General features: G+C 65.0%; 22 protein-coding genes. 11 read left to right on the forward strand and 11 right to left on the reverse strand.

What is annotated here, in order from left to right; translation table 11 throughout:
- Positions 1-215: 215 nt before the first annotated feature.
- From NZK81_RS14665 to NZK81_RS14675, 3 genes are all read right to left on the reverse strand, one after another.
- Positions 216-1256: an NAD(P)H-dependent amine dehydrogenase family protein gene (locus NZK81_RS14665; protein WP_260046886.1), complete on the reverse strand. Its 1041-nt coding sequence runs from the start codon at positions 1254-1256 to the stop codon at positions 216-218.
- Between the two features lie 132 nt (positions 1257-1388).
- Positions 1389-3668: a TonB-dependent receptor gene (locus NZK81_RS14670; protein WP_260046887.1), complete on the reverse strand. Its 2280-nt coding sequence runs from the start codon at positions 3666-3668 to the stop codon at positions 1389-1391.
- A 141-nt stretch (positions 3669-3809) separates the two neighbouring features.
- A complete protein-coding gene (locus NZK81_RS14675) occupies positions 3810-5483 on the reverse strand; it encodes an MFS transporter (protein ID WP_260046888.1) in 1674 nt (557 codons plus the stop codon).
- 252 nt (positions 5484-5735) lie between these two features.
- Here NZK81_RS14675 and NZK81_RS14680 point away from each other — a divergent pair, with 252 nt between their 5' ends.
- Both NZK81_RS14680 and NZK81_RS14685 read left to right on the forward strand, forming a co-directional pair.
- Positions 5736-6989: an acetyl-CoA C-acetyltransferase gene (locus NZK81_RS14680; protein ID WP_260046959.1), complete on the forward strand. Its 1254-nt coding sequence runs from the start codon at positions 5736-5738 to the stop codon at positions 6987-6989.
- Positions 6990-7014: 25 nt separating this feature from the next.
- Positions 7015-7503 (forward strand): MarR family winged helix-turn-helix transcriptional regulator, encoded by a 489-nt coding sequence (locus NZK81_RS14685; RefSeq protein ID WP_260046889.1) that lies wholly within the window; start codon positions 7015-7017, stop codon positions 7501-7503.
- Positions 7504-7614: 111 nt separating this feature from the next.
- On the opposite strand, the gene NZK81_RS14690 is transcribed toward NZK81_RS14685, so the two are convergent.
- Positions 7615-7935: a hypothetical protein gene (locus NZK81_RS14690; RefSeq protein ID WP_260046890.1), complete on the reverse strand. Its 321-nt coding sequence runs from the start codon at positions 7933-7935 to the stop codon at positions 7615-7617.
- A gap of 332 nt (positions 7936-8267) precedes the next feature.
- On the opposite strand from NZK81_RS14690, the gene NZK81_RS14695 reads away from it, so the two are divergent.
- The 6 genes from NZK81_RS14695 (at position 8268) to NZK81_RS14720 (ending at position 15249) form a co-directional block, all read left to right on the forward strand.
- On the forward strand, positions 8268-9497 hold the full coding sequence (locus NZK81_RS14695) for a CaiB/BaiF CoA transferase family protein (RefSeq protein ID WP_260046891.1): 1230 nt from the start codon (positions 8268-8270) through the stop codon (positions 9495-9497).
- A gap of 42 nt (positions 9498-9539) precedes the next feature.
- Entirely contained in the window at positions 9540-10766 is a 1227-nt protein-coding gene (locus NZK81_RS14700; protein ID WP_260046892.1) for a CaiB/BaiF CoA transferase family protein, read from the forward strand.
- A 64-nt stretch (positions 10767-10830) separates the two neighbouring features.
- Positions 10831-11121: a hypothetical protein gene (locus NZK81_RS14705; RefSeq protein WP_260046893.1), complete on the forward strand. Its 291-nt coding sequence runs from the start codon at positions 10831-10833 to the stop codon at positions 11119-11121.
- A gap of 39 nt (positions 11122-11160) precedes the next feature.
- Positions 11161-12663: a class I adenylate-forming enzyme family protein gene (locus NZK81_RS14710; RefSeq protein WP_260046894.1), complete on the forward strand. Its 1503-nt coding sequence runs from the start codon at positions 11161-11163 to the stop codon at positions 12661-12663.
- On the forward strand, positions 12644-13858 hold the full coding sequence (locus tag NZK81_RS14715) for a CoA transferase (protein ID WP_260046895.1): 1215 nt from the start codon (positions 12644-12646) through the stop codon (positions 13856-13858). The genes NZK81_RS14710 and NZK81_RS14715 overlap by 20 nt, the downstream gene beginning before the upstream one ends.
- Complete coding sequence (locus NZK81_RS14720; protein ID WP_260046896.1) at positions 13852-15249, forward strand: amidohydrolase family protein; 1398 nt, start codon at positions 13852-13854, stop codon at positions 15247-15249. The genes NZK81_RS14715 and NZK81_RS14720 overlap by 7 nt, the downstream gene beginning before the upstream one ends.
- On the opposite strand, the gene NZK81_RS14725 is transcribed toward NZK81_RS14720, so the two are convergent.
- Positions 15205-16158 carry an enoyl-CoA hydratase/isomerase family protein gene (locus tag NZK81_RS14725; RefSeq protein ID WP_260046897.1) on the reverse strand — a complete coding sequence of 318 codons (954 nt, stop codon included), beginning with the start codon at positions 16156-16158 and terminating at the stop codon, positions 15205-15207. The genes NZK81_RS14720 and NZK81_RS14725 overlap by 45 nt on opposite strands.
- Positions 16159-16459: 301 nt before the next feature.
- Here NZK81_RS14725 and NZK81_RS14730 point away from each other — a divergent pair, with 301 nt between their 5' ends.
- Positions 16460-17263, forward strand: coding sequence for a helix-turn-helix domain-containing protein (locus tag NZK81_RS14730; RefSeq protein ID WP_260046898.1), 804 nt, complete (start codon positions 16460-16462; stop codon positions 17261-17263).
- A gap of 91 nt (positions 17264-17354) precedes the next feature.
- Here the strand turns inward: NZK81_RS14730 and NZK81_RS14735 are convergent, their stop codons facing one another.
- Positions 17355-18695 carry an amidohydrolase family protein gene (locus NZK81_RS14735; RefSeq protein ID WP_260046899.1) on the reverse strand — a complete coding sequence of 447 codons (1341 nt, stop codon included), beginning with the start codon at positions 18693-18695 and terminating at the stop codon, positions 17355-17357.
- A 43-nt stretch (positions 18696-18738) separates the two neighbouring features.
- Positions 18739-19509, reverse strand: coding sequence for a DUF2889 domain-containing protein (locus NZK81_RS14740; RefSeq protein ID WP_260046900.1), 771 nt, complete (start codon positions 19507-19509; stop codon positions 18739-18741).
- 232 nt (positions 19510-19741) lie between these two features.
- Between NZK81_RS14740 and NZK81_RS14745 the strand changes: the two genes are divergently transcribed.
- A complete protein-coding gene (locus NZK81_RS14745) occupies positions 19742-21952 on the forward strand; it encodes an acyl-CoA dehydrogenase family protein (RefSeq protein ID WP_260046901.1) in 2211 nt (736 codons plus the stop codon).
- A 12-nt stretch (positions 21953-21964) separates the two neighbouring features.
- The gene (locus tag NZK81_RS14750) at positions 21965-22789 is read left to right on the forward strand and encodes an enoyl-CoA hydratase/isomerase family protein (RefSeq protein WP_260046902.1); all 825 of its coding nucleotides are present in this window, start codon (positions 21965-21967) and stop codon (positions 22787-22789) included.
- Between the two features lie 98 nt (positions 22790-22887).
- Here NZK81_RS14750 and NZK81_RS14755 read toward each other — a convergent pair whose 3' ends face one another.
- The 4 genes from NZK81_RS14755 to NZK81_RS14770 form a co-directional block, all read right to left on the reverse strand.
- Entirely contained in the window at positions 22888-23616 is a 729-nt protein-coding gene (locus NZK81_RS14755; RefSeq protein WP_260046903.1) for a TetR/AcrR family transcriptional regulator, read from the reverse strand.
- Positions 23617-23696: 80 nt separating this feature from the next.
- On the reverse strand, positions 23697-25178 hold the full coding sequence (locus NZK81_RS14760) for an aldehyde dehydrogenase family protein (RefSeq protein ID WP_260046904.1): 1482 nt from the start codon (positions 25176-25178) through the stop codon (positions 23697-23699).
- Between the two features lie 49 nt (positions 25179-25227).
- On the reverse strand, positions 25228-25965 hold the full coding sequence (locus tag NZK81_RS14765) for an SDR family oxidoreductase (RefSeq protein ID WP_260046905.1): 738 nt from the start codon (positions 25963-25965) through the stop codon (positions 25228-25230).
- 158 nt (positions 25966-26123) lie between these two features.
- A complete protein-coding gene (locus NZK81_RS14770; RefSeq protein ID WP_260046906.1) occupies positions 26124-26570 on the reverse strand; it encodes a MarR family winged helix-turn-helix transcriptional regulator in 447 nt (148 codons plus the stop codon).
- Positions 26571-26631 lie beyond the last annotated feature (61 nt).

A 26631-nucleotide genomic window follows, 5' to 3' on the forward strand; every position in this document is an offset into this window, starting at 1 on the left:
TGCCCGCTGGCAGGTTCGATTCTGCAAGGATTCCGAAATGCTATCGCCTGAATCCGGCGACGAAATGGGCATCGCGTTCCGGCCGGAGGGCGTCGGCCGGAGGGCGTCGGCCAGAACGCGGCCTCGCAGGCCGGTGATCCGGATGTGGGGAAGGTCTGGACAAGCCCGGGGCATCGCCCCCACCCGGAACGGCAGCCATGCAGGGATGGCGGCCTTCAGGAATAGAGCGGAATGATCTGCGGCAGATCGACCGTGGTGCGGATACCGGGTTGCGCGGCACAGACCGCCGGGATCGCATTGATCGGGCGATGCGCCGTCAGGCCGGGCGTGTAGGCGGCGTAGTCTTCCTCGGAAACCGGGAAGGTAATGTCGACCTTCACCGGCGTGTCGCCCTCTGTCACGATCCGCCAGCCGGATTCGCGCAGGTCCCAATCGTCCTCGATGTCGGTGGTGACATACCAGTTGGCCCGGAACCGCAGGACCGGGCGCCCCTGGTGCTTGCAGGTGATCGTCGTGCGCATCGCGCCCACCGTCCCTGCCGGCACCGTGCCCGCGGCGATCTGCAGGTCCTGCCGGGTCGGCGAAAGTTCGCCGATCGCCTCGATCTCGTCGGTCTCAAGGCCGATGGCCTGCGCCACCTGCGACAGCGAACTGCCGAAGTCGCCCTTGAGATGCTCCGCGCGGCGCTGGTCGAAGGGGGCCATCGGTGCCGCAAAGCCCATGATGTGGAACAGCATCTCGGGCGAGTTGCGGCTGGAGACATCGGCATATTCGTCGATCGTCAGCAGGCCGTGCTCGCGCTGGAGCGACAGCAGCGGTATCGCCAGCGCCTCGGTCACGAAGCCCGGGCTCGAACCGGTTGAATAGATCGAACTGCCGCCCCTGGCGCAGGCTTCCTCGATCCGCGCGCGGTTGGCCGCGTCCATCATCGGCGGGTAGTGGAAATCGCCGCGCGTGGTGACCACGTTCTTGCCCGAGGCCAGCAGCGCGCAGAGCGCCTCGTAGTCGGTTCCCTGCTGCATGTAGAGCACGCAATCGGCATCGAGCGCGACGATCTCCTCGAGCGAGCCGGTCGCCTTGATGCCGGTCTCGGGCAGGCCGCAAAGCGCACCCGCGTCTTTGCCGACCTTGCCGGGAGAACTCACCCAGAGCCCCGCCAGCTCCATGCGCGGGTGCTCGATCACCATGCGCAGCGCGCGGCTGCCGACATTGCCTGTGGCCCATTGCACCACACGCCAGATCTTGCCTTCCGACATCTCTCTCTCCCGTCAGATCCGATGCAAACGCCGCCCCGGATCAAGCCCGGAGCGGCGTTGCCACGTTCGCATTAGGTCAGCAGGCCGGCATGCGGACAATCCCCGCGTGGGAACGCACCGCGCCGGCGATGCTCAGAAACTGACGCCGAACTCGAGGCCGTAGGTAACCGGCTTGTTCCAGTTGGCGCCGAGACCGAAGTTCGAATACTGCACCTGCGTGAGGTAGCGGCTGTTGGTGACGTTGTCGCCGTAGGCCGCCAGGTACCAATGCTCGTCGGGCGAGGTCCACTGCGCCCGTAGCGACAGCGTCTCGTAGCCCCCCTGCCGGAACTGGATTCCTGACGGACCGAAATAGAAGCTGGACGAATACGAGAGGTTTCCGGACAGCGCCAGTTCGCCGCCGCCCACGTCGGCCGTGTAGCGGGCACCGAGGAAACCGGTGAATTCCGGTGTACGCTGCATGGTGACGTTGTCCAGGTCCTGCCCGATCACCAGGAACGACAGACCATTGTCCGCGCAGAGCGTCTGCGTATCGGCATCCAGAGCCGCGCAAGGCGTATAGATCGGCGCATTGGTGAACTTCTTGTAGCGCGCGTGGACCCAGGATGCGCCGGCCGAAAGCTCCAGCGCCGGGACCGGACGGTAACGCGCCGAACCTTCGAGACCGTAGATCTCCGACTTGGCGGCATTGACGATGCGCGCCGTACCGGCCTCGTAGATCGAGACTTGCAGGTCCTTGTAGTCATAGTAGAAAGCCGCCGCGTCGAGCGAGAGACCGTAGCTTTCATACTTGGCGCCGACCTCGAAGGCGTCGATCGTCTCCGGCTTCACGCGCGTGCAGACATAGGGCGGATTCTGGCAGGACCCGCCCACGTCGATGATCGCCGCCTTGTAGCCCTTGGTATAGGAGGCATAGAGGCTCGTGCGGTCGGTCGGCTTGTAGCGGATGACGACACGGGGGGTTACGCGATCACCCGTGGCAAAGTCGGACGCGCTCGGGTCGCATGCCTTGATGTAGACCCGCCCGTTGTTCGAGCTGCATATCGTGCCGTCGGGCAAGGTGAAGGTGAGCGGGGCAAGGTAGCGCGTATTGAAGTACGCATCGTCCACCTTGTCGTGAGAATAGCGAACGCCGCCAGTGACGAAGAGCCTCGGCATGATCTCGTAAGTGGCGTCAAGGAAGGCGGCGTAACTCCTGACGGTCGTGCTGGACCCGCCGAGCCGGATGCGCGAGGCGGCGCCGAAGTTGTCGATGCCCGTGATGTACTGGTCGGTGTTCTCGAAATAGAACAGGCCCGCGGTCCACTGCAGCGGCGTGCCGGGCTTGGACGTGAGCAGGAATTCCTGGCTCCACGTCTCGTTGTTGTTGGGCAGGCCGAGCTGGAAGATGTCCAGTCCCGAATAGTCGAGCTCAAGCGAGGAATCGACCTTCTCGTTACGGTACTGGGAATAGGAAGCCAGGTCGGCAAAACCGAGGTCGGCCTTGATCGTGGCCTGCAGCAGATCGCTGTTCGAACGGAAGAATTCCGGCTGCGAGCCCGAGGCGATCTTGTTCTTGTCCGTCGTGTAGGTGCCCGGAATGCCGCCGAACGGCGCACCAAGGCCGAAGCTGTCGTCGACGTACGACGAGGTGAGCAGCGGCGAGGGATCGTCGACCTTGCCATGCTTGTAGCGCAGCAGGGCCTCGACATCGTCCGTGAGCTGCGCCTTGAGGCTGATGCGCACCGACCAGTTCTCGTAGTCGCCCACGCGCTTGTCGTTGTTGGAGATGTCGTGCTGCCAGCCGTCGCCGCGCCGGTAGAGCCCCTCGATGCTGAGGGCCACGCTATCGGAAATCACGTAGTTGGCCAGCCCCTCGGCCTTGATTTCGTTGTAGCGGCCGTAGCTGACCCGGCCGTCGAACGTATTGGCGTCCATCGAGGGTTCACGCGTGGTGACCAGGATCGCGCCGCCCGTCGTGTTGCGGCCGAACAGGGTTCCCTGCGGCCCCTTGAGCACCTGGATGCTCTCGATGCTCACCAGGTCGAAGTCGGCGGCCAGCGGATTGGGCGAATAGAACCCGTCGATGTAGATGCCGACATTGCCGCCACCGCCGGAAGTGGCGACCGCCGTGCCGATCCCGCGGATCGTCGGCTGGAAGAAGCCACCGGCGAAGTCGAAGCGCAGTGCGGGCGTGACCTTGCCGATGTCCGCCAGTTGCTGAACGCTCGCCGTCTTGAGCGCATCGCTGCTCAGATTGGTGATCGTGATCGGCACGTCGACCTGTGCTTCGGCACGGCGCTGGGCAGTCACGATAATGACGCCGCTGTCGGTCGCCGTCTCGGCACTTTCCTGCGCGAAAGCCTGTGTCGGAGCCAGCGCTGCGAGCCCGACGAGCCCGAAAATGGACGTAGCTGTCCTGCCAATTGTCACGGTATCCCTCCCACTTTTCTTATTGCACAACCGTAATGTGATGCTTGACACTTTTCCAGTCGGAAATTGGACGAGTGTCAAATCGGTCTACGGATGAGTCCTCGCTGCAACAGGTGCCGCGGGAGGGGAAATGCCGCGGGATCAGGGGCCGATGAAACCGATGGTCTCCTGATGCGGATCGTAGGAATCCGCCTTCCAGCGCACCGAACCGAATGGCCGCTCCAGCCGGCGGCGCACGCGCCGCGCGTGTCCCGACCGGTTGAAAGCGTCGACCTCGGCCTGGATGACGAAATCGGCCTGGGTATAGCGGTCGCGCATGCGCAGGTAGTCGCCCCAGGTCGGGCAATGGTAGCGCTCGGTCCACAGCGCGGGATTGGCGATGTCGCGCGCAATCGACCACTGGAACGCGCCGATGCGCTTTCGCATGCCCTGCATCTTCATCATGGCGCCGTAGAAATCGCGCGCGCGATCGGGATCGACGTCGTAGTCGACCTCGACGACGATTGGGCCGGACCGCATCGTCAGGGCAAGTTCCACTTCGGGCTCGTGGCCAAGCTCGACTGAATCGTTGTCGAGTATCTGGTCGCTGGCGAGTGGCAGGACGAACCCCAGCAGCGCGGTGGCCGAAACGGCGATGCCCGAGGCAATGACCGCGAAAGCGACGCTGTACTCCCCGGCAACGACGCCCCAGCCCCAGGCGCCGATCCCGATGCCGGCCGTGATCGCCGACGAAAACAGCGAAAGCGCGCGCGCCGTCACCCAGCGGGGGGCGGAAAGCTGCACGGTGACGTTGAGCATCGCGACGGTGAGGATGTTGCAGGCGCCCACCACCAGAAAGGCCGCGCACGTCAGGATCAGCGAATGGCTGAAGCCAATGCCGACAAGCGCGATGCCGGAGCCCACCGCAAAGATGCGCACCGCCATTTCGGTGGAGATGCGCTCCCGGATGGCACTGACGAACAGCGCCCCGCTCACGGCTCCCACGCCCTGCGCGCCGAGCAGGATGCCGAACGTCGCGGCATTGCCGTGCAGCAGGTCCTTGGCGATCAGCGGCGCCAGCGCCGACGCGGTGGCGGTGGTCAGGCCGAAACACAACACGCGCAGGAGTGCCGTGCGGATGGCCGGGGCATGGAGGGCATAGCGCGCGCCTCCGATCATCGCGCGGTCGATCCGCTCTGGCGGCAGGCGCGACGGAACGTGCTCGCGCCGCCAGAGGAAGAAGGCCACCATCAGCGGCAGGTAGAGCAGCGAGGTCATGCCGAACACGGATCTGGCGCCGTACAGCACGACGATCAGCCCGCCCAGCGCGGGCCCGAAGCTGCGCGCGACGTTATAGCTGATCGTGCCCAGCGCCACTGCCGCCGGCAGGTGCGCGCGCGAGACCTGCTCGGGGATCGAGGCCTGCCATGATGGCGAGTAGAACGCGACGCCGGCGCCGATCATGACGCAGAACGCCAGCAGCAGCCAAGGCGTAACGAGGTCGAAATGTGAAATGCCCGCAAGGATCGCCGCACAGACCGCGCTGAAGCCCAGCCCGCTCATGGCGATGCGCCGGCGGTCGAACATGTCGGCAATGGCGCCCGCGGGCAGCGTCACCAGCATGAGCGGCACCATCATCGCGGTCTGCACCAGTGCCACCATGCTGGGCGAGCTGGACAGGCGCGTCATCTCCCACGCGGCGCCCACCCCCAGGAACAGTTGCCCGAAATTGGAAAACAGGCTGGCCGACCAGATCCGGCAGAAGACCGGCTCCCGCAATGGAGCGAACGCGCCGCCGGCGGTCTCTTCCTGATCGACTTGCCCGTTGCCGGCCATCGCTTCACCATCTCCCTGATTCTGCTTGATGCTTCCTGACCGCCCTCTCGCCCCGAAGCGTGGCCCGGATAATTTCGGCGTATCGCTAAGACGATCGATTGACGCAATCCGTCCGCGCTACAATATACTAACGCATGAAAGCAATCGCCGCTGCGATAGGGCGGGGCGGAGCGATTGCATTTGTCCGAACGCGCTCGCATGACCCTCGGAAACGGCGCACTGCGCACCAGGGATTTCGAGGAGAAAGACACCGTGACCGAAGCCTATATCATCGATGCCGTCCGGACCCCCCGCGGGATTGGCAAGATGGGCAAGGGCGCCCTCTCGAAAATGCATCCCGAGCACCTCTCCGCGAGCGTCCTGGCCGCCCTCAAGGAGCGCAACGACTTCGACACCGCCGAAGTCGACGACGTCATCTGGGGCGTCTCGGCCGCGCTGGGCCTGCAGGCCGGCGACATCGGCCGCATGGCCGCGCTCGACGCCGGCTACGACGTGAAGGCCGGCGGCGTCACGCTCAACCGCTTCTGCGGCTCCAGCATCACCTCTACCAATTTCGGCGCCGCGATGATCAAGTCGGGCATGGCGGACCTGATCGTCTCGGGCGGCATGGACATGCTGTCCTACGCCAACATGATGGGTATGAAGATGCGCGAGGCCGGTGTCGGCAGCGGCGGCATGGGCGTCGGCAATCCGCGCCTGCAAGCCAAACACCCGCAGTCGAACCAGGGCGTGTGCGCCGATGCCATCGCCGCAATGGAAGGCATCACCCGCGAAGAGCTGGAACAGCTCGGCGTGGAAAGCCAGCGCCGTGCCGCCAAGGCAATCGCCGAGGGCCGCTTCGCCATGTCCACCATCGTGGTGAAGGATGACGAGGGCAACGTGATCCTCGACCACGAGGAATACCCGCGTCCCGAAACGACGGCGGAAAGCCTCGCGCAGCTCAAGCCCGCCTTCGAGATGTTCCTGGACATGCCCTCGCAGCCCGGCGGCAAGACTTATGCCGAACTGATCAACCAGGTCTATCCGGACATCGACATCAAGCCGATCCACCATGTCGGCATCTCTTCGGGTGTCGTCGATGGTGCCTCGGCGATCCTGCTGGCCTCGAAGGAATACGCAGAGAAGCACGGCCTCAAGCCGCGTGCACGGATCGTTGCGATGGCCGAGACGGGCGATTGCCCGACGCTCATGCTCAACGGCCCGGTTCCCGCGGCCAACAAGGTGCTCGCCAAGGCCGGCCTCACCAAGGACGACATCGACACCTGGGAAATCAACGAGGCCTTCGCCGTCGTCGTCGAGAAGTTCATCCGCGACCTCGACCTCGATCGCGCCAAGGTCAATCCCAACGGCGGCTCGATCGCCCTTGGCCACCCGATCGCGGGGACCGGCGCCATCCTGATCGGCACCGCCCTCGACGAACTCGAGCGCACCGGCGGACGCTATGGCCTCATCACCATGTGCGCGGCCGGCGGCATGGCGCCCGCGATCATCATCGAACGCATCTGACCAACCGAGACTGAAGGGAAAGCGCGTGGCGATCGACGCCGACAGCAACACGACGAACGCAAAGGCAGACCCTTTCGGTTTTCGCGACGAAAGTCCGAGGCGCCAGGTCGGCCTGCGCATGACGGTTATCGCGCGCCTGCAGCGCAATACCTTCGACCGCAAGGTTGCGACGCTCAACGTCACGCGTTCCCAGTGGGCGATGATCGTCATCGTGGCCCGCCATCCCGGTTCCACCCAGCGCACCATCGCCGAGTTTCTCGAGATGTCAGAGGCATCGGCAGGCCGACTGATCGACCGCCTGTGCGCCGATGGCCTGCTCGAACGGCGCGACCGTCGCGACGATCGCCGCGCACGTGCGGTCTATCTGACCGACAAGGCCGAACCCCTGCTCGCCAAGCTGGGCGCCATTGCGTCCGAGAGCGAGCAGCGCATGTTCAACGGCTTTTCGGATGAAGAGCTTGAGCAACTGCTCAATTTCATGGACCGGATCTACGAGAACGTCAGCCGCGGCTGACGCCGCGCGTCGCCTTCAGGTCCCATGACGCGGCACGCATTACGTCCCGCGCACAAACAGAAAGGGCGGCGCCGAGGCGCCGCCCTTTCCGTCTTGAGAGCTCGTCGGCGCTTACTTGGCGCGAGCAACTTCCTTCTTCGAAAGCGAGGTCACAACCTTGCCTTCGACTTCGCTGACGGTCGAAATCGGAACGGTGACGAGGCGGCCGTTCAGGATGACCTGCGGGTTGCCTTCGGCGTTGACGCGATAGATCGGCGCGATGCGATAGCCGTTCGAAGCGTAGAGCATCATGCCGGCGTTCAGCTCGACCGGAGCAGCGGCTTCTTCGGTCACTTCGTGAACGGCCTGCGTGGTTTCGGCGAAGACGGCGGTCGGAACGACGGCCATGGTGGCTACGGTAGCAAGAGCTGCGAGCGAGGCGAACTTGTTCATGCGATAAACTCCAGAATGCGAATTGTTCGTTTTTTCAATTTACTAACCTAGGTTAGTTATTAGCCACCCCAAAGTCAATTGCAATTGTTGCAACTGCAAAAGCACTTTACTCAACACTCGAAAAGCCCCGGAAACGCTGAACTTCCAGAATTGTTGCAATGCAACATACGCTGGGCGCGCGATCAAATCCCTTTCCCATGATCGTCTGCACGATGGGGTCCAAGGTTGATCCTCCAGGGGATTGCGCGCAAATCGGGAGGAACCTCGAAACGGCGTCCGCGCCGTGCCTCGAGAGCGGTTTATTGCAAGAACACAACAGGGACTGGCAGCAGATGTCGACAAAGGTCATGCAGGGCGTGCGCGTCCTCGAAGTGGCACAGTTCACTTTCACTCCCGCCGCCGGCGCGATCCTCGCCGACTGGGGCGCGGACGTCATCAAGATCGAACACCCCGTCCGCGGCGATACGCAGCGCGGCTTCCTCAACATGGGCGGCGTGACGCTCGATCCGCTGCGCCACACGCTGTTCGAGCACCCCAACCGCGGCAAGCGCAGCGTCGGCATCGACCTGTCGACCCCGGAAGGCCAGGAAGCGCTCTACGAACTCGCCAAGCAGTGCGATGTGTTCCTGACCAACTACCTCCCGCAGGTGCGCCAGAAGAACAAGTTCGACGTCGAGCACATCCGCGCGATCAATCCGAACATCATCTACGCACGCGGCTCGGCGCTGGGCAACAAGGGCCCCGAGCGCGAGGTCGGCGGCTTCGACGGCACCTGCTTCTGGTCGCGCAGCGGCATCGCCTATTCGATGACGCCCGAGGAACTGGGCGCCCCGCTCTCGCAGGGCATTCCCGCGTTCGGCGATTCCATCGGCGGCATGTTCATCGCCGGCGGCATTTCCGCCGCGCTCTATCACCGCGAAAAGACCGGCGAAGCGACCGAACTCGACGTCTCGCTGCTGAGCACCGCGGCCTGGGCTTCGGGTGCGCTGATCGCGCAGGTTGCCGAAACCGGCATCCTCACCCGCAACCCGATGCCGGGTTCGGGCGGTGCCGTGCGCAACCCCTTCACGGGCAACTACCAGACGTCCGACGGCGGCACGATCAACCTGTGCACGCTGTCGCCGCAGGGCCACATCCGCAGTCTGTTCGAACACCTGGGTGTACCCGAGGCCGCCGACGATCCGCGCTTCTCCGATCCGCGCGCACTGTTCGAGAACGCCGGCGCCGCCAGCGACATCATGGTGAAGGCCTTTGCCGCGAAGCCGTTCGAATACTGGCGCCAGCACCTCAAGACCTTCTCTGGCCAGTGGGCGCCGATCCAGAGCTTCACCGACCTGCTCACCGACGAGCAGGCGCTCGCCAACGACATGCTCGTCGAGGTCGACGCGGCCGACGGCGGCGAGCCGCTCACGCTGGTCCGCGGCCCGGTCCAGTGGAACGGCGAACCGCTCGAAACCGGACGCTCGCCGCAGGCCTCCGAACATACCGAGATCGTGCTCATGGAAATGGGCATCGAGTGGGACAAGATCGAGGAATGGAAGGCCAAGGGCGCAATCGCTTGAGGCCACCTTCCCGTTGTCTGGCCGCAAGGAGGCACGACCGGAATGAAGCAGGTGATGAAAGGCGTGCGGGTGCTCGAAGTGGCCCAGTTCGTCTTCGTTCCGGCTGCCGGGGCGGTGCTTGCGGACTGGGGGGCAGACGTCATCAAGGTCGAGCATCCCGTACGCGGCGACGCACAGCGCGGGATGCTTTCGATCGCGGGTGCCAGGCTCGATCCCGTCGTCAATCCGATGATCGAGCATCCCAACCGGGGCAAGCGCAGCATCGGCATCGATGTCGCGACCGAGGAAGGCCAGGCGCTGATCTACGAGCTGGCGAAGACCGCCGACGTCTTCCTGACCAACTACCTGCCCTCGGCCCGCCAGAAGCTGAAGATCGACGTCGAGCACATCCGTGCCGCCAACCCGGACATCATCTACGCACGCGGCAGCGGCTACGGGGACAAGGGCCCCTCGCGCGATCGCGGCGCCTTCGATGCCACGGCCTTCTGGATCCATTCGGGCCTCGGCCACGCGCTCACGCCGCAGGAATTCGACGTGCCGCTGACCATGGGCGTGGGCGGAATGGGCGATTCCATCAGCGGCATGTACCTTGCCGGCGGGATTGCCGGCGCGCTTTTCAACCGCGCACAGACGGGCGAGACTTCGGAAATCGACGTTTCCCTCTTCAACAGCGCGATGTGGTCGATGGGCCAGGTGATCGGCCCCTACCTCCATACCGGCAAGATGATGCGCGTCGGCGCGCCGCAAGCCGGGGGCGCTGCGGTCAATCCGTTCCTTGGCCATTTCAAGACCGCCGACGAGCGGGTCATCAGCCTGTTCATCATGGTGCCCGGTCCCTACATCCGCGACACGTTCGAGCACCTCGGCGTGCCGGAGGCAGCCGATGACCCCCGCTTTGCCGATGCCCTTTCGCTGATGGAAAACAGCGCGGCGGCAAGCGACATCATCTCAGCCGCCTTTGCCGCCAGGCCGTTCGCCTACTGGTGCGAAAAGCTGCAGACCATGCGCGGCCAGTGGGCCGCCGTTCAGACCCTGCTCGATCTCGGCGACGATGCCCAGGCGATCGCCAACGACACCTTCATGGAAGTCGAACCGATCGACGGGTCCGACCCGATGCGCATCGTACGCAGCCCGGTGCAATTCGATCACGAGCCTTTTGCCTCGCCTCGTGCCCCGCAGCCATCAGAACATACTGAGACGGTACTGCTGGAGCTCGGCCTTGAATGGGGCGACATCGAGAGCTTAAAGGCAAAAGGTGCGATTGCATGACGGAACGCCAGCCCCGCCTGCAAGACATTCAACAACAGAAAACCCGATACGAAGGAAATCCGAGATGAAGCCTGGAACCCGCCTGAAGAGCGCCGCCTGCGACACCGAAGTCATGGTGATCCGCTGCGCCGACGGCCAGATCGAATGCGGCGGCGCGCCGATGGGCGAAGCCAAGCCGGCCGAAGCAGCCCCCCTCGCCGCCGACTTCTCGGCCGGCACGTTGATGGGCAAGCGCTACGTCGATGCCGACGGCAAGTACGAGCTGCTCTGCGTCAAGCCCGGCAAGGGTTCGCTTTCGGTCGACGGTGTCGCGCTGGTCGTCAAGGACGCCAAGCCGCTCCCCGCTTCCGACTGACCCCAGCACTGACCTCCCGAGCCAAGGCCGCTATCACCAATGAACATCGCCCTCCTTCTTGAAATGGCGGCGGAAGCCGCGCCCGACCGCGTCGGTCTCGTCTGCGACGGAAAGCGCTGGACCTATGGAGACCTGCTCGACGCCGCGCGCGGCGCGTTCGAACTGATCCAGGAAAGCGAGGCGGAGTACGTCGCCCTGCTCGACGAAAGCAGCGAAGCGGCGGTCATTGCGGTGTTCGGTGCGGCCCTGGCCGGGGTGCCCTATTGCCCGCTCAACTACCGCCTGCCCGATGCGGACCTTTCCGCGCTGCTGGGCCGCGTCGCGCCGGCACTGGTGGTGGGCGACGAAGAGCGCATCACCCGCCTCGCGGGCGATCAGGGCCACACGATCTTCTCGCGCGAGGAATTCACGCTCAAGGCGCAGGAAACCGTGCCCGAACCGGAATCGCGCGAATACGATCCCGGCGAAGGCGTTGCGATCCAGCTCTTCACCAGCGGCACCACTGCCGCGCCGAAGGCGGCGATCCTGCGCCACTCGAACCTGCTGGGCTATATCCTCGGCACCGTGGAGTTCGCCTCGGCGGACGAGGCAGACGCCGCGCTGGTGGTCGTGCCGCCCTACCACATCGCTGGCATCTCGGCGCTGATGAGCTCGATCTATTCGCTGCGCAAGATCGTGATGCTGCCGAACTTCTCGCCCGAAGGCTGGCTCAGCCTGGTCGAAGCGGAGACCGTGACCAACGCATTCGTCGTGCCCACCATGCTGGCGCGCATCGTCGATGCCATGGAAAAGGGCGTTACGGTGAATGTCGGAAGCTTGCGCGCGATCGCCTACGGCGGCGGCAAGATGCCGATCGAGGTGATCCACAAGGCGCTGGAACGCTTTCCTTCTGCCGGCTTCACCAATGCCTATGGCCTTACCGAGACCAGCTCGACCGTCGCCCTTCTCGGCCCCGACGACCACCGCGAGGCGCTGGCATCGGAGGACCCCAAGGTCCGCGCGCGCCTCACCTCGCTCGGCAAGCCGATCCCGACGGTCGAGATGCAGATCCGGGGCGAGAGCGGTGAAGTGCTGGGGCCCAACGAACCGGGCGAGATCTACGTGCGCGGCGAACAGGTTTCGGGCGAGTACAAGGAAAAGAGCGCGCTCGACGCCGAAGGCTGGTTCCCCACCCGTGACGCGGGCTACATCGACGAGCACGGTTACCTGTTCCTCTCGGGCCGCGCCGACGACGTGATCGTGCGCGGCGGCGAGAACATGTCGCCCGGCGAGATCGAGGACGTGCTGCTGACCCATCCGGCCATCGCCGACGCCTGTGCCTGTGCCATTCCCTCGGTCGAATGGGGCGAAACCGTGGGTGTCGCCATCGTCACCCGCGAAGGTTTCGAAACGCCGAGCGAAGACGAACTCAAGATGCTGGTCCGCTCGCGCCTGCGCTCCTCGCGCGTGCCCGAGAAGATCGCCTTCGTCGCCGAGCTGCCCTACAACGAGATGGGCAAGCTGCTGCGCCGCAAGGTCAAGGATGTCCTTGCCGAAGCCTGATCCGCGAACCGGCCCGGCGATCCCTCTGGCGCGCTGGGCCGACCGACAGTTGAAAGCCATGGGCGAGACCTACGGCCTCACCGCCCTTTCCGGACTCGAAGGCGCGACGCTGATGGGCGAGCGTGGCGCCAACGGCGGCTACCGTATCGGCGGCAGGATTTCGGCGGGGCTCGGCGGCAGCCGCCTCATGCCCACCCGCGACGGCGGCTGGTTCGCGCTTACCCTGATCCGCGCCGAGGACCGCGAGCTGCTGCCCGCGCTGTTCGGCGATGCCCGCCTCGCCATCGACGATCCCGCCGCGATTGCCGCGGCGACGCTGCAGCATGACTGCGCGGATCTCGTCAAACGCGGACGAGCGCTGGGCCTGCCCGTGGCCTCGGCGGACGAAGTTCCCGCCTCGCCGCCGGTCACCGTCATGACGCGCGGGCAACGGCGCGAAAGACCCGCGGGCCATCGTCCGCTCGTGATCGACCTTTCCGCCATCTGGGCCGGGCCGCTGGCCGGCCACTTGTTCTGGCAAGCCGGGATGGAAGTCGTGAAAGTCGAGAGCCGGACCCGGCCCGACCTCATCCGACGCGACGATCCCACCACCTTCGACCTCATCAACCAGGGCAAGGCCAACGTGCTCGTCGACTTCGCCAGTACGCACGAAAAGGCCGCGCTGATCGCGCTCATCCGCAGCGCGGACGTGGTGATCGAATCTTCGCGCCCGCGCGCTCTGCGCCATCTCGGCATCGATGCCGAGACGCTTGTGCGCGAAGTGCCGGGCCTCGTGTGGCTTTCCGTCACCGGACACGGGGCCAGCGGCGATGCTGCGAACTGGGTCGGCATCGGCAACGATTGCGGCGTCGCCGGCGGCCTTTCGCGGGCGATGGCGGAACTTACCGGTGAGATCGGCTATGTCGGCGATGCCATTGCCGATCCGCTCACCGGCATCACCGCCGCGCGCGAAGGCCTTGCCGCCTTGCGCAGCGGAGAAGCGCAACGCATCGGTCTTTCCATGACCGCGATATCCGCGATGGCTCTTGCCGAAGAACGCGCCTTCAACCGTGCCGCCATCGACGCGGAACTGCGGGCATGGGGCACGGCGGCAGGCCAGCCCTTCCCCCACGTCGCCCGCCGCGTGCTGCAGGCCGAAGTGCACGAAATCGGCGCCGACACCACACGCTACCTTCCCGGACTGGCCCAGTGCTGATCCGTAACGCCGAGGTCTGGGGCAAGGGCCGCTGCGATGTCCGTGTGGACGGTGAGCGCATCGGCGAAACCGGCATCCTTCACCCGCGCGACGGCGAAACCGTGGTCGATGCCGAGGGCGGTGCGCTGTTGCCCGGCCTGCACGATCATCACATCCACCTGGCCGGCCTCGCCGCGCGAAAGTCCTCGATCCCCTGCGGTCCGCCTGAGGTCACCGATGCCCAGGGTCTGGCCCTTGCGTTGAACCGCCCCGGAAGCGGGTGGATACGCGGCGTCGGCTATCACGAGAGCCTGCTGGGAGGCTCCCTGCCCGATGCCGTCGCGCTCGACGGGTTCGTCGCGCATCGGCCGCTGCGCCTGCAGCACCGCACCGGCCGCATGTGGCTGCTCAACACGATGGCGCTGGACGACCTGCTGGCCCGCGCCACGCCGCCGCCCGGCCTCGAACGTCTGAACGGACGCTTCACCGGTCGGCTGTTCGACGAGGACGACTGGCTGCGCCGGGCATTGCGGGGCACTCCGCCAGACCTTGGCTATGTCAGCCGCGAGCTGGCCGGCTTCGGCGTGACCGGCGCGACCGACATGTCCCCGCGCAACGATCCGGCGATGGCCGCGCACTTCGCACGACAGCGGGCGGAGGGTACCCTTGCCCAGTCGCTGGTGCTGGCCGGGGCGCTTGCGCTCGATCAGGCGGAACAGGCGGGATGGCGGCTTGGCCCGCTCAAGCTCCACCTGCACGAAGCGGCGCTGCCCGATTTCGACAAGGCCGCCGCTTTCGTGCGTGCCGGGCACGCGCAGGGCCGGCCGCTGGCCGTGCATTGCGTGACCGAGGTGGAACTCGTCTTCACACTCGCTCTGCTGGAGGAATGCGGCCCGCTGCCGGGCGATCGGATCGAGCATGTCTCGGTCGCCGCACCCGACCTCGTCGCGCGCATGGCGGCGCTCGGGCTGCAGGCCTGCATCCAACCGCACTTCATTGCCGAGCGCGGCGACAGCTATCTGGCGGAGGTCGAGCCGCGTCATCACGGCGACCTCTACCGCTTGCGCAGTCTGCACGAGGCGGGCATGGCGCTGGCAGGCGGCAGCGACGCTCCCTATGGCAGCCCCGATCCCTGGACGGCCATGGCCGCTGCGGTACATCGCCGCACGGCCAGCGGCGCCATCATCGGCCCGGACGAAGCGCTGACTCCCGAGGAAGCGCTGGCACTTTACCTCGCCGACCCTCTCGACCTTGCTCGGCAACGCCGGATAGCGCCTGGCGAAACGGCGGACTTATGCCTGCTCGACCGGCCATGGACGCAAGCGCGCGAACGGTTGTCCTGCGCGGATGTCGTCACCACCTGGACCTCAGGGCGCTGCATCCACAAGCGCGTCGACCAGTCCCCAGTCTAGCGCCTGACGCGCCGCGATCCGCCGACCCGACAGGATCATCAACAAGGTTCGCTGGCGCCCGATGCGATGCGTCAGGGAAACACAGCCGCCTGCTCCGGGCAATATCCCCATGGCAAGCTCGGGCAGCTGAAACCATGAACGGCGCGACGCCGTGATCCGCCGCGCGAAGGCCGCCAGCTCCAGGCCGGCCCCGACACAGGCACCGTCGACGTGGGCTTCCAGGCGATCGGCGCAACGCACCGCCTCGCGCGCGGGCAAGGTAGCGAAGCGGATCATATGGGCGGTTGCGGGATCGGTGGTCGTGCCGAATTCCGAAAGGTCCGCGCCCAGGCTGAACGTCTTGCCGTTTCCGCGCAGCACGACACGCGTGATCGACGCATCCGCGCTGGCAAGCGCGAAGGCTTCGTGCAGGCCATCGCGCATGGGCCGGTCGATGGCATTGCCGGCCGCGGGACGGTCGAGCGTGACGTAAAGCTCGTCGCCTTCGCGCGCCACCTCGACATGCCCCTCCGGCAAAGGATCGGGGCTGGGGCTCGCGGCGATCCATGCGCGGTGCGCTTCGCTCCCCTGCAACATGGCATAGGCGAACGATTCCGCCGTCAGCCCCTGTTCGCGCGACAGCGCAGGCAGCAACCGCAACAGCTGCGCAACGCATGCCGCGGCGACCGGATGGCGCGAGGCGGCCTCCGTCATGGCCGCGCCATCGAAATGTGGTTCGACGATTGTATCCATACGGTGCCCCAGCGGATGATCCGGACTGCCGATCCCCACCACCGGACAGGCCGGCAGATTCATGTCGGGAACATCCCCGCTTTCCGCATCGAGATCGATGATCGCGACAGGTTCCCGCCATTGCCCGGCGCTCATCGTCAACTCGGCTGCCGAAACCCTGAATGCCGCAGAAAACATGACTTTCCTGTTACTCCGAAGCCACTGCCATTCGTCGTGCGCAAGGCATGAACCGACTGATCGCAGTTGACCAGCCCCCGAACACCTCGCGACACTCACGAAACAAACTTGCCGCCCCTACACGACTCACATCACAATGCATCCAGTTGCAAGGTTTTCGGCTCGGTATCCAACAGCCCTCTTGATCAACAAGGTTGTTGATGCTAACCCAGCTGAGGAAAAAACGAGCGGATGTCAGTTTTATGATACCGACTCGGGGAAGAAGCAAGTTTCACACCCAATCGGAGGGAGGAGAGACCTCATGGCTGGCAAGACGACTTCATCTAACAAGGCAAAAATCGCTCGCAGGGTGATCGAAGTGCTCGAATACTTCGACGACACCCACAAGGAGGCCACGGTCATGGACATCGTGCGCCGCTACAATCGCCCGCAGTCGAGCACGTCCGAGCTGCTTTCCAGCCTCGTCGAACTGGGCCTCCTTTACAAGGACCCCTACTCCCGCGCCTACAGCCTCACCCCGCGCGCCGCGCTGCTCGGCACTTCGGGACAGCCCGAGCTGGTCCGCGACGGACGCATCGTGCGCCTCATGGACCGCCTCGTCGCGCAGACGAACCTTTCTGTCGCGCTGACCTCGATGGTCGGGCTCGACGCCCAGATCGTCAACTGGCGCCACAGCCCGCGTGCACTGGCAGCCACGCGCGAACTTGCCGGCGGCGTCAAGGAACCGCTTGTGCAGAGTGCCTCCGGCTGGCTGATGCTCTCGACCGTCGCCCGCCAGCGCTGCGAAGGCATGGTCCGCCGCCTCAACGCCGAGGCGGACGATACCAGCAAGTTCAATTTCTCGGAAATGATGGCGCGTATCGACGCCTGCCGTGAGCCGCGGCACGTGTTCGGCCCGACCGGTTTCAACACCGGCACCGAAGCGCTCTGCGCCCTGCTTCCGCGCCAGCCCGAAGGCCACCCGCTGGCCATCAGCGTGGTCTACAGCAAGGACGACAAGATCAATCCGGAAGCGCTGATCCAGTGCATGAGCGACGCCATGCGCAAGTGCCTGCCCGATCCGGAAGCCACGACGAACATAGAACAGTTCTCGCACGCGGCCTGATCCGCCGGCGGCAACGGCCATTCACCAGTCCCAACGAAGAGAGGCCCCGCGAGACAACCCGCGGGGCCTCTTGACGTCCGGGCTCGCTCTCTCAGGCGTCCTCGCCAGCCATTCGGCTGAGGCGGTCGGCATCCTCGTGGCGGGTGAACATCTTCATGATGTCCCCCGAGGTAACGGGGCGCACTTCGCCTTCGGCCAGCGGGCGTTCGCCCAGCGAGGACTTGGGCGTGGTGTCGACACCTTCTTCCTCAGCCTTCTTGCGCAGCGCACCGACGGTCAACTGATCCTTCGGAATGTGCTTGAAGGGATCGAAGCGGAACCAGCGCATGGCATTGCCGTGCGTGATCTTGTCGATCTGCGCGTCGGTGAGGTGCTTGATGGTCGGCCACAGGCGCTCGGGCACTTCGGGCCAGAGCGTGTCGGAGTGCGGATAGTCGCATTCATAGGCGATGTTGTTCTCGCCGATGTACTCGATGTTATCCAGACCGAAGGCGTCATCGATGAAGCAGTTCAGGAAGTGCCGCTTGAACATCTCGCTCGGCTTCATCTCCTGAAAGCGCGAATGCGTCCAGTACTTGTGGCGCGAGTTCGAGAAGTCGGCACGCTCCATGAAATAGGGGACCCATCCGATCGAGCCTTCCGAAAGCGCGATGCGCATGTCGGGATACTTGTGCAGCGCATCGAGCTGCAACCAGTCCGACGCGGCATAGGCGATCGTCATTGGCATGGTCGAAATCCACGCCTCGATCGGCGTTTCCATCGACGCGTGCGGCGCCGGCCTGCCACCACCGATGTGCAGACAGATCGTCATGTCGAGGTCGTTGATCGCCTTGTAGAAGGGATCCCAATATGCGTTGTGGATGCTGGGCAGGCCCTGGCAGGTCGGGTTCTCGCTGATCGAGACGGTGTAGCAACCCTTGTCGCTCACGCGCTTCAGCTCGGCGATCGTCGCGTCCATGTCCCAGGTCGGCAGGATGGCGCAGGGGATGAAGCGGCCGGGATGGGCAGCGCACCATTCGTCGATGTGCCAGTCGTTGTAGGCCGAGACGTGCTTCACGGCGAGCTTCTTGTCCGGCACGCGGTGCAGGCGGCCACCGGCGAAATCGAACACCGAACCGAAGTTCAGCGAGGCGGCGATGCCGTTGACGTCCATGTCCTTCACGCGCTCGTCGACCATGTAGACGCCGTCGCGCAGCTGGTCGAGCGAGGTCGGCTCCATGCCATATTCCTCGAACGGGCGGCCGACCACGGCATTGAGCGCGACCGAGGCAAAGCTCTGCCCCTGATAGACCCAGATGTCCTTGCCGTTATCGTCCTTGATCATCTTCGGCGCGGATTCGAGAAGCTCGCCCGAAAGGTGGTTCTTGAACATGTCGGGCGGTTCGCTGATGTGATCATCGACGCTGATGATCACCATATCGTTCATTTCCATGTCGCTTCTCCCAGTTGGCTTGAGTTGACGGGGTCGTTGTTCTTCAAGGACCGTAAGCGGCCTCGAACGCATCGTGCAGACCTTCGAGCGGCTGACGTCCGCCTGCACTGAAATCGTTAATTCCGTTCGCCATGCACGCCTGCCCGACGCGTTCCGGCTGCATGGTGAAGCAGCTGGGGCGCATGGCCAGCGATCCGCGGCGCTGTTCGTCCGTCATCGTCCGGCCATGGGCAACCAGCGAGGCCCACTGCAGCAATCGCGCCGCTTCCCGGTCCCCTGTATCGAGCGATGCAACCCAGTCGCGCATGGTCAAGGCGGAAAGCCCGACGAGCCCCGCCGGTTCCACGAAACGGCCGCCGCGTTCCACCCAGCGATGCATCAGCCTGCCACCGCATCGGATTTCCAGCTGCCGCTCGGGCCCGGCGTTCGTTTCGCGCGGGTCGCTTACGACGACACGGTATTCGACCGGCGCCTTTTCCAGCGCATGGGCCGCGCCGATGACGGCGAGGTCGTGCAGATGCGTGCAATTCGCCTGCTTGTCGCGCCGCGCGGTGACTTCGTCCAGCGGCACGCCCTTGAATGTCCTCACCAGCATATCGGCCGCACCGGGGCAAACCGTCCAGGGCACGCGCTCCATCAGCGGCTCGACGGCCAGAACGCGTTGCCCATCATGGCGCAGACGGACCGCCATGCAATGCAGGTCGTCCTCGAGCATGGCCAGAACGGCCCCCTCGCCCGGCTCGACGCGCAGAACACGCCGGTAACCGGGCAGGGAGGCTGCGGACCTCTGCTCGCTGGTCTGCGAACCGGACAAGGTTTACTCCCATCTGCGTTCCTGGCGCCCGGCGCTGTCGTCGCGGGCGGCTTTGCGGAAGCGAATGTAGCCCTCGCTATCTACGCAAGCCATACGGCCCGTCAGCCATCGTGCGTGCGATTGCATCGCGAAACGGATTGAACGGCCCTTCGGTCTATGGTCAGGACCTGTAAACGCGCGTCTCGTGAACGCGAAAGCCGAGCGACAACAATAAGCCCCGGGATAGCCTGCAATGAACTTCGACCTCACCGACGAACAGGAAATGATGCGCGACACATTCGCGCGCTTCCTTGACGACAACTCGAGCACGGAACGGGTCCGCAAAGCCCAGGACACCGGTGGCTTCGATGCCGGGATGTGGGCGGGGCTCGCCGAACTCGGCGCCTTTGCAATGCGCGTTTCCGAACAGGCCGGCGGCATGGGCCTCGGCCTGTTCGACGCCGGGCTGCTGATGGAGGAGGCCGGCCGCACGCTGGTCTCCGGCCCGCTGGCCGAAGCGCTGGTGGCGACGCGCCTGCTGGGCCAGCTCGGCGGCCAGGGCGAACTCCTCGAAAGCGCCATCGGCGGCGAGAAGGTCGTGACCATCGCCATGCAGGACATCGCGGAATTCCCCAGCCAGTGGGTCGCGGGCGGACTGGTCGCCGACGCCGTGATCGCCCGCAAGGGTGACGATGTCGTACTGATCCCGGTGCCGGCCGAAGCGCGCATCGCGGAGCCGAACCTGGCTTCCACGCCGATCGCCGAACTCGATCTCGCCGCCCTGCCCGCCACCGTGTTGGGCAGCGGCGAGGATGCGCTCGCGGCCTTCGCCAGCGGCATCGAGGAATGGAAGCTGCTGATGACACTGGCGCTCTCTGGCCTGAGCCGCGCGGCGCTGATGATGGCCGCCGAATATGCTGGTGAGCGCAAGGCGTTCGGCGTGTTCATCGGCACGTTCCAGGCGCTCTCGCACCCGATGGCAGACCTCATCTGCGAGATCGATTCCGCCAAGTTCCTCGCCTGGAAGGCGATGCGCTCGATCGCCGACGGCGAAGCGGCAGCCGGTGCCCAGATTTCGCTCGCGGCGTGGTACGCGGCAGGCGCGGCCGGCCGCACGGTGCGCCATGCGGTGCAGACCTTCGGCGGCATCGGCCTTACCACCGAGCACGACATTCACCTCTACAACCTGCGCGCCAAGGCCTGGCCGCTGATCGCCGGCGATCCGGAAGACTGGCTCACCGAAGCCGGCCGCCGCCTCTATGCGGCCGAGACCACCAACCTTCCCGACGCCGGCGAAGTCCCGGTCGAATTCGACCTCGGCGAGGATGCCCGCGCGATCCAGCAGGAAATCCACGAGTTCTTCGCCAGGAACGTCACCGACGAGCAGCGCGAGAAGTTCCACTTCTCGTGGGAGGGCCACAACCCGGTCATCCACAAGCAACTGGTCGAGGCGAACCTTGCCTATCTGCAGTTGCCCAAAGACATCGGCGGCCGCGGCCTCAGCCCCTATGCGGTGACCGCCGCGCGCGACGCCTTCGAGGAAGAAGGCTGGAACAATCCGATCGCCAACGTCGCGCAGATGGTAGCGCTGATCATGTACCGCTTCGGCACCGACGAGCTGAAGCGCGACGTCCTCTCCAAGGTCATGTCGGGCGATGCGATCTGCTCGCTGGGCTATTCGGAGCCGGGCTGCGGTTCGGACGTCTTCGCCGCGAAGTGCAAGGCCACGCAGCAGGAAGACGGCTCCTGGCTGATCGACGGCACCAAGATGTGGACGAGCGGCGCCAACCTGACCGACTATGTGCTGATGCTCTGCCGCACCGATCCGGACGCGCCCAAGCACAAGGGCCTGACGATGTTCATCGTGCCGCTCAAGGCCGAGGGCGTCACCGTGCAGGCCGTGCACACCTTCATGGACGAGCGCACCAACGTCACCTTCTACGACAATGTGCGCATACCCGACACCTGGCGTCTGGGCGAAATCAACAGCGGCGGACGGACGATGGCCGCGAGCCTCGAGCTGGAACACGGCGGCGGCTTCGCCAAGGTGCAGCGCGCGATGCTCGAAAGCGCCGTCGAGCTGTGCCAGGAGATCCCGGTCGCGGGCGGCGGCAAGCTGATCGACACCGTCAAGGCGCAGACGCGGCTGGCGCGCACGTACGCCAACGTCCTGTCCTCCGAGCTCATCGCCTACCGCGCCAACTGGACGCAGGTCCACGGCAAGGGCAACGGCGCCTATGGCCCGATGGCCAAGATGTTCTCGTCCGAGCTGTTCATCACCGACTCGCGCGACCTGCTCGACCTCACCGCGCCCTACTCGCTGTCCAAGCGCAAGGGTGCGGCGGATCACGTCAACCTCGCCTATCGCCACGCCCACGGGACGACTATCTACGGCGGCACCAGCCAGGTGCATCGTTCGATGATCGCCGAAAAGGGCCTTGGCCTGCCGCGCTCGCGCAACTGAGGAGAGGATAGGATGTCCGAAGAAGCACCGCACCTGCTGACCGAAGTCGTCGACGGCAAGATCCTCGTCGCGACGCTCAACCGTCCCGACAAGCTCAACGCGATCAGCCGCGAGATGATGGACTTGCTCACCGAAGCCGTGCTGCGCCTGCGCGAAACACCCGAGCTCAAGGTCATGCTGATCCGCTCTCAGGGTCGCTATTTCAGTTCGGGCGCGGACCTGCGCGGCGGCAACCGCAACATCGCCTCGGAAGTGAACGTCGCGGCCAACTCGGCCAGCAAGATCCGCGAGAACCACCGCCTCAACCTCAACAACATGCAGCAGTTGTGGGACGAGATGGAACACGTCGAGAAGCCCATCGTCGTCGCGCATCACGCGATGTGCGTGGGCGGCGGCCTCGAAATGAGCCTCTCGTGCGATTTCCGTCTCGCCGCCAGGAGCGCCGGCTATGCCTTCCCCGAAGGCCTGTTCGGCGTGCTCCCGGCTTCGGGCGGCGTTTCGCGTCTCACGCGCCTGTGCGGCCCGCACTGGGCGCGCTGGCTCATCATGGCCAACAAGCCTGCCCCCGCCGACATGGCCATGACCATGGGCCTCGTCCACCAGGTCTTCGAGGACGAAACGTTCGAGCAGGAAGTGATGGAGTTCTGCCAGCACCTCGCCAAGCAGAACGGAGAGCAGATGGGCGCGGCCAAGGTCGCGATCGAGCTGTGCGCCGAGGTGGGCCGCGATTCCGCCCGTCATGTCGAGCGCATGGCCAACTCGGGCCTGATGCTCAATCCCGACTACATCAAGGGCATGGAAGAGTACCTCAAGGGCGTGGGCGGCAAGAAGAAGTAAGCCCCCGCTCTTCTTCGCAGATCATGGAAAAAAGGCCGGCGTAGCATGTTGCTACGCCGGCCTTTTCTGTTCTTCGCCCGAGAGGCTCCGCCCGCGATCTAGTGCGCCAGATAGCGCGATCCCGAGCGCGCATCCCGGATCGCCAGTTCCATCAGCCTTGCGCCGGGAACGAGAAAGCGATCCTCGCTGACGTCCGGCCCCATGCCGACCTGCCGCCGCAGGTCCCGGTCGGTCGCGACCGTGATCGAGCGTTCGATCCCGATCATCACCATCGTCGCCATCGACGTGTCCGGACTGACCTTTGTCAACGTTTCGCGCCCCATCTGGCGCACGAGCAGCGAAATGATCGGCCGCGTGCTCTCGATACGATGGGCCAGCATGCGCTCGTCGCGCTGGTCGGCCAGCGCATTGCGCATGTGCAGCAGGCGCGAGTGCCGGAACCAGAAATCGTGATAGGCGCGCACGAACCGATAGCAGTAATCGAACAGCGCGTCGTCGGGCCAGCGTTCGCGCAGCAAGTTCAGGTAGGCGGCATCCGCCGTGGCCATAACCGGCTCCAGAACGGCCAGAAGCAGTTCGGTCAGGTCGGTGAAGTAATTGTAGAGCGACGTCATGCCGAGCGATGCCCGGCGCGCGACGGAACTGAGCGTGACGGGTTCCTTTGGAGAATCGATCAGTTCGATCGCCGCAGCCAGGATCCGCTCACGCGTGATCCTGCCTTTTCGTCCAAGCTTTTGCCCATTGAGGTTATGACTGACCGACGCGCATGCATCGGTCACCGCGGCCGCCAGCTGCGGCTGCAGCCCCTTCAGACTGGGCGATTCCATATCCATCGCCACGCCCATCCCCCACAATTTTATGGAGGGCAAGCCCGGTTCGACCTGCCCTCCGATTATTTTATTTCAAATCAGGCCGGCTCAGCCTGGCCAACCGGCCATGCCAGCATCTTGATGTCAGTATATTCCTCAATGCCCTCGACACCCCATTCGCGGCCCATGCCGCTGGCCTTGAAGCCGCCGAAGGGAATGTCGCCGGCAATGCACATGCCGTTGTTGACGCTCATCGAGCCGGTCTTCACGCGGCGCGCGATGTTCATCGCACGGTCGTGGCTGCCCGATACGCCGCCCGAAAGACCATAGGAGCTTTCATTGGCGATGCGGATGGCATCCTCGTCGTCCTCATAGGGGATGACGACCAGGACCGGACCGAAGATCTCTTCCTGTGCAATACGCATGTCGTTGGTGACGTCGACGAAGCAGGTCGGCTCGACGAAGAAGCCGTTGCCCTTGTCGGGACGGATGTTGCCGCCGACGAGCAGCGTCGCGCCCTCTTCCTGACCAAGGTCGATGTAGCTCTTCACGCGCTCCATCTGACGCCTGGAGACGACCGGGCCCATGATGTGCGCCGGATTATCGATAACGCCCCAGTTGTCGCCCAACTGGCCGTAGGCGCCCTTGAGGATCGCCTTGGCTTCCTCGTACCGGCTCTTCGGGACGAGCAGGCGCGAATGCACCGCACAGCCCTGACCGGCGTGGAACACCAGCATCGACATCGCCACGTCCATCTGGAAGTTCGGCGCATCGTCGAGCACGATCTTGGCCGACTTTCCGCCCAGTTCGAGGAACACGCGCTTCAGCGAAGCGGCGCCCTGCTCCATGATGCGCTTGCCGACGCCGGTCGAGCCGGTGAACGAGATCAGATCGACGCGCGGATCGGTCACCAGCATTTCGCCGGCGAGCGCCGGATCGGCACCGAACACAACGTTGATGACGCCATCGGGGAAGCCGGCTTCCTTGGCCAGTTCACCGAAGATAGCGCCCATGCCCGGCGTGTCCGGAGCGGGCTTGAGGACGACGGTGCAGCCGGCGAGCAGCGCGGCGACGACCTTGCCGATGTTGACGTAGAGCGGCACGTTCCACGGGGTGATCGCGCCGACGACGCCCACCGCTTCGCGCAGGCCGAGACGCTTGTGGATCATGCCGAACGCAGGCTTTTCGCCGTAGTCCAGTTCCCATTCGACCTTCGGGAACACGGCCATGTAGTCGTCCCAGCCATCGAGGGCCATGTCGACCTGTGCACGGTTCACGGCGCCAAGCGCGGCGCCGGCTTCGTGCACGGCCAGCTGGCCCAGGCGAGCGCGGTTCTTTTCGAACAGCTCGCGGTACTTCTTCACCAGCGCCACGCGCTTTTCGACATTGGTCGACCAGTCGGTGGTGTCGAAGGCACGGCGCGCGGCCGCGATCGCGGCTTCCACGTCCTCGGCGGTTGCGTCGGCCGCCTTGCCTACGGGTTCGCCGGTCCAGGGGCTGATGACGTCGAATGTCGCGCCGCCGGTTGCATCGCGCAGCTTGCCGTCGATGTAGAGCTTGGCATCTGGAAGGGTGGTCATGGATTGATCCTTGGCAAGTGTCGAAATCAGGTCGGAAAACGAATGGAAATCAGGGTTTGCGGGCCCCGATGGTGACGTGCGAGAGCTTCACGTCGGGCGGCAGGTCCAGCACGGCGCGGAACACGCCCGTCACCGACGCGGAGTGCGAGACCGGACGGGTGCGCAGGTCGAGGCCGTTCTTGGCGCATCCCATGTGGAAACGCATCGCGGCGTCGCGATCCCAGTTCGGGGCTTCCTTGCCCTCGTCGAACATCGGCCCGGCGCGAACCACGGTCACGCGGATGCCCGATTCCTCGAGTTCGGCTTCCAGCGCCGAACTGAACATCTCGAGCCCGGCCTTCGACGTCTGGTAGAGCGAGAGCATCACGAAAGGCACCGCGATCGACTCGCTGCCCACGTTGATGATCTGCGCGCCGGCTTCCATCATCGGGATGGCCGCGCGGCAGCAGTAGATCGGACCATTGAGGTTGGTGGCAATGATGCTGTCGATCTGCTTGTCGGTCGCTTCGGCGACAGTGAACGGCTCGTAGATCGCGGCATTGTTGATCAGCACGTCGATCCTGGGGTGAACCTCGGCGATCTTGGCAAAGGCCGTGCGCACGGAATCGGCATTGGCGACATCGCATTCCACCGCCATCGCAGGCGCGCCGAGTTCGTCGGCGAGCGACTGAACCTTCGAAAAGGTGCGCCCAAGCAGGATCACGGTTTCCCCTTCGCCTGCAAAGCGCTGCGCCAGAGCCTTGCCCATGCCCGCGCCGGCACCGGTAATGACGATCGTCTTGCCCACAGTTCCTCCCAATCCAAAACTACTTCACGCGGCAGCTGAAGAGACATGGCTGCCGGGTAGTTTGATTTCCAGCAACATAGCTTCTCGGCAAGAACCTGCCTATCGCGCTCGCGATAGTTGGCCAGCGAGCCCCCCAGGGCGCGCGGGAGCGATACCGCTCAGTCGTCCCAGCTGTTCGCTCCGGCAGGCCGGCCGGTGAGGTTTTCCAGCATCTTTTCAAGCGTGCCCAGAAGAGCCGCCGTTTCCGCCTCGGAAATGCCGCTGAGCGTCTGGTCGGAGGTTTCCCGCGCCAATGGCTGCAGGCGATCCATGATCTCGCGCCCACGCCCGGTGAGATAGAGCCGCCAGGCCCGCCGGTCGGCCGGGTCGTCGCGGCGCTCGACCAGCCCCGCATCCTGCATACGGTCGATCATCCGTCCTGCGGTGATCGGTTCGACCTCGAGAATTTCGGCAAGGCCACCCTGCTTGATGCCTTCGTGACGCAGCAGCACGCTGAGCACCTGCCATTGTGGTCTCGTCACGCCGATTTCACGGGCACGTTCGTCGAAGGCACGCCGCATGAGGCGCGCCACTTGTGCGAGTACCGTACCGACCCTGCGTTCCATCCGGCCAGAATTAGTAGGCTTGCTTAGTATTGACCAGACAAATCTTGCAGGGAACGCAAGT

The sequence above is a fragment of the Novosphingobium mangrovisedimenti genome, assembly GCF_025153475.1.
In the GTDB taxonomy this organism is placed as follows: Bacteria; Pseudomonadota; Alphaproteobacteria; order Sphingomonadales; family Sphingomonadaceae; genus Novosphingobium; species Novosphingobium mangrovi_A.